The sequence below is a fragment of the Kitasatospora sp. NPDC059747 genome, assembly GCF_042732955.1.
Taxonomy (GTDB): domain Bacteria; phylum Actinomycetota; class Actinomycetes; order Streptomycetales; family Streptomycetaceae; genus Kitasatospora.
Genome location: NZ_JBHWGV010000246.1, coordinates 1 through 4,220, shown reverse-complemented (window position 1 = coordinate 4,220; position 4,220 = coordinate 1). Strand labels below are relative to the sequence as shown.

The following is a 4,220-nucleotide window of genomic DNA, read 5'->3' as shown; positions in this document are numbered from 1 at the left end:
GGCCCGGACGGGGAACCGTCCGGGCCCGCGGCCTCGTCGTGGTGCCTGGTGGAACGATCTAGGGAGGGCACGTGAGCGTCGGCTCCGGGATAGCGGGCCTGCTGCGGCGCCGGGCCGAGCAGTGGGCCGTCCGGCTGCGGCAGCGGCGGACGCAGCGCAGGATCTACCAACTGGCCGTCCTCTGCTGCGCGGTGGCGCTGGCGCCGATGTCCTGGCTGTGGCTGACGGCGGGGGACCGGGTGGGCACGGTGGAGTCCGCGCCCTCGGCGCCGGTGGCGGTCGTCTTCGGGGCCGGGCTGGACCGCGGACAACCGACGCCCTATCTGGAGCACCGCCTGGTCGGGGCGCTGGACCTCTACCGGGAGGGGAAGGTCCGGGCGATCCTGGTGACCGGCGACAACGGGCGGGTGGAGTACAGCGAGCCCGACGCGATGTTCCGCTACCTGGTCGACCACGGCGTCCCGCAGGACCGGGTGGTCCGGGACTACGCGGGCTTCACCACGTGGGACTCCTGCACCCGGGCGCACCGCGTCTTCGGGGTGGACCGCGCGGTGCTGGTGAGCCAGGACTTCCACGTCCGGCGGGCGCTGGCCCTGTGCCGGGCGGCCGGGATCGAGTCGTACGCCGTCGGGGTGCCGGAGCTGCACGACGTGACGTGGCTGTACGGCGGCCTGCGGGAGATCCCGGGGGCCGGCAAGGCGGCGCTGAGCGCCTGGATGCGGCCGGACCCGGTGTTCCTCGGGCCCAAGGAGGACGGGATCCCGAAGGCGCTGGCGCAGGCCGCCCAGAGGTAGCGGAGGGGGTAGCGGAGCGGGGTATCGGAGGGGGCGCGGCCGGGGCGAGGCGGGGGTGCGGCCGGGTTCGCACGCACTGTCGGACCCGTGCGGCATGATCGGCGCGTGCGATCACTGCCGAGCATCATCCACCTCGACATGGACGCCTTCTTCGCGGCGGTGGAGCAGGCGGCCAAGCCGAGCCTGCGCGGCAAGCCGGTGATCGTCGGCGGGGTGGGCGGGCGCGGGGTCGTCTCCACCGCGTCGTACGAGGCGCGGAAGTTCGGGGTGCACTCGGCGATGCCGACGGCGCAGGCGCGCCGGCTGTGCCCGAACGCGGCCTTCCTGACCGGGCGGTTCGAGGCCTACCGGCAGGTCAGCGACATCGTCATGGGCCTGCTGCGGGAGCTGTCGCCGCTGGTGCAGCCGCTGAGCCTGGACGAGGCGTTCGTCGACCTGGAGGCCGGTCCGTACGGCCCGGCACTGAGGGAGGCGGACCACCAGACCGGGGAGCGGCTGGTGCTGGCGCTCGGGGAGGACCTGCGGGCCGACATCCGTCGGCACACCGGGGTCACCGGGTCGGTCGGCGCGGCCGGGTCCAAGCTGATGGCGAAGATCGCCTCCGAGCGGGCCAAGCCGGACGGGCTGGTGCTGATCGAGCCCGGGCAGGAGCGGGCCGTGCTCGGCCCGATGCCGGTGCGGGCGCTGCCCGGGATCGGGCCGGCCACCGAGCAGGTGCTGCGGCGGGCCGGGCTGGTCACGGTGGCCGACCTCACCGACGCGGGCGAGGCGGAGCTCGTCCAACTGGTCGGCAAGGCCCACGGCAGCGGCATCTACGCCATGTCGATAGGGCTGGACGACCGGCCCGTGGTGGCCGACCAGGACGCCAAGTCGGTCTCGGTGGAGGACACCTTCGAGGTGGACCTCGCCGACCGGGACCGCGTGCTGCGCGAGGTCGAGGTGCTGGCCGCCCGGTGCGTGCGGCGGCTGCGGGCCGCGGGGCGCTCGGGGCGGACGGTGGTGCTCAAGGTCCGCCGCTTCGACTTCTCGACGCTCACCCGGTCGGAGACGCTGCGCGGGCCGACGGACGACGAGACGGTGATCACCGAGACGGCGCGCCGGCTGGCGTCCCAGGTGGACATCACGGGCGGCGTGCGGCTGCTCGGCGTCGGGGTCTCGCAGCTCGCCGACTACACCCAGGAGGACCTGTTCGCCCAGGCCGTCCGGGAGGAGGCCGCGCTCGAACACGGCGGCGAGGAGGGCGCGGGGGCCGCGGAGGAGCCGGAGGAGCCCGCCCTGCGGCGCTGGATGCCCGGGCAGGACGTCCACCACGCGGAGTACGGGCCCGGGTGGGTGCAGGGCAGTGGCGTCGGGCGGGTGACCGTGCGGTTCGAGACGCCGTGGAGCGGGCCGGGGCGGGTGCGGACCTTCTCGGTGGACGATCCCGACCTGGAGCCGGCCCGGCCGTTGCCGCTGGTCGAGGGTGAGGACTGGGGCGGCCGGCGGTTCGGCGCCGGGGCCGAGGAGGGTGCCGAGGAGGACGTGGGGGATGACGGCGTGGAGGACGGCGAGGAGGGCGCCGAGGAGGGCGCCGAGGAGGGCGCCGAGGAGGAGGGCTGAGAACGCGTTGCGGCCCCACCTGGAAGGGGAGTACCAGGTGGGGCCGCATTCCGTTACCGGGCCTCGGGCGGTCGCGATGCCCTCCCGACCGTGTGAGGTCCGGGCCCCCGCGCCCTGTCCCTGAGCGCGGGGGCGGACGCCTCGTCAGGCGTCGGTCTTCACCAGCTCGTCGCTGGGGATCTGCCCGGCCTGGGCACCGGAGGCGGTGACCGGGGCGGAGGACTTGACGGTGCGGATCAGGAACGGCACGACACCGGCGATGATGCAAACCACGGCGGTGGTCCAGAACGCGTGCTTGTAGGCGTCCAGCGTCGGCAGCAGCACCGGGATCTTGATCGGGAGCTTCATGGTGTCGCCGGTCAGGATGGCGGTCATCACGGCGGTGCCGATCGCGCCACCGACGGTGCGCAGCACGGAGTTCATGCCGTTGGCGATGCCGCTCTGCTCGACCGGGACGGCGCCGTTGATGTACGCCGGCATCGCGGCGAAGGCGAGGCCGATGCCGAGGCCGAAGATGGCGGAGGCGGTGTAGATGTCGCCCTCGTGGCTGTGGCGCAGCGCCAGGTAGGCCATCGCGACGGCGCCGAGGACGCCACCGAGGACCAGCGGCAGACGCGGGCCGCGGCGGGCGATCAGCATGGCGCCGACCGGAGCGGCCACCATCGAGCCGATGGCGGACGGCAGCAGCATGATGCCGGCGTGCAGCACGGTGGCGGTGAAGCCGTAGTGGGCCAGCTTCTCGGGGGTCTGGGCGAAGTTGCTGATCACCATGAACGAGCCGTACATGCCGAAGCCGATCAGCAGGCCGGCCAGGTTGGTGAAGGCGACCGCGGGGCGGGACATCATGCTCAGGTCGACCAGCGGGTGCTTGACCTTGACCTCGATGACGCCCCAGATCAGGGCCACGACGGCGGCGACGGCGAACAGGCCGAGGGTCTTGGTGGAGGTCCAGCCCCAGTGGTTGCCCTGGCTGACCGCGACCAGCAGGGCGGAGAGCCAGCCGGCCAGGGTGAGGGCGCCGAGCGGGTCGGCGCCGCCCTCCTTGTCGGTCACCGGGTCGGACGGGACGCGGAAGGCGACCAGGGCGACCGCGATCAGGCCGAAGACCAGGCCCATCCAGAAGATCGACTTGTAGTTCCAGTGCTCCAGCAGGAGACCGGTGGCCACCAGGCCGAGGCCGGAGCCGACGCCCATCGAGGCGCTGATGGCGGCGACGCCGCCGGTCACCTTCTGCTTGGGCAGCTCGTCGCGGACGATGCTGATCGCCAGCGGCATCACGCCACCGCCGGCGCCCTGGAGGACGCGGGCGACGATCAGCAGGCTGAACGAGTGGGTGCTGACGGCGAGCGCCGAACCGGCGACCAGACCGGCCAGCGAGATCAGCAGCATCGGCTTGCGGCCCCGGAGGTCGCCGAAGCGGCCCAGGAGGGGAGTCAGCACGGCGGCGGAGAGCAGGTTGGCGGTCATCAGCCAGGTGATGTTGGAGCCGGAGACGTCCAGTTCCTTGGCCAGCGACGGCAGGATCGGGACGACCGCGGTCTGCACCACGCTGAACGACAGCATCGCCAGGATGAGGGCCGGCAGGACCCGGGTGGTGCTCTGCTTCTCGGCCGCGGTGGTGGGCTGTGGTGCCTCACTCACGGTTGCTTCCTCCCGTACATAGTGAATGAACTGAAATAACCATGCAGGGAGATACTTCAGAGTGTCAAATATCGAGTGGTTAAGGTTTGGCAAAGGGGGGTGGTCGGGTGGGGGTGGGGGGGGGCGGCGGCGGGCGGGGGGGGGGGGGGTGTGTGATATATTCATATTGGAAAACGGGGGTGGGAT

General features: G+C 72.6%; 3 protein-coding genes. 2 read left to right on the top strand and 1 reads right to left on the bottom strand.

The features are described from left to right. Positions 1-71 precede the first annotated feature (71 nt). Entirely contained in the window at positions 72-794 is a 723-nt protein-coding gene (locus tag ACFV4G_RS43120) for a vancomycin high temperature exclusion protein (protein ID WP_380449075.1), read from the top strand. Between the two features lie 105 nt (positions 795-899). Continuing rightward, entirely contained in the window at positions 900-2,393 is a 1,494-nt protein-coding gene (locus tag ACFV4G_RS43115; protein WP_380449073.1) for a DNA polymerase IV, read from the top strand. Between the two features lie 144 nt (positions 2,394-2,537). On the opposite strand, the gene ACFV4G_RS43110 is transcribed toward ACFV4G_RS43115, so the two are convergent. Beyond that, a complete protein-coding gene (locus ACFV4G_RS43110; protein ID WP_380449071.1) occupies positions 2,538-4,034 on the bottom strand; it encodes an MFS transporter in 1,497 nt (498 codons plus the stop codon). Between the last annotated feature and the right edge of the window lie 186 nt (positions 4,035-4,220).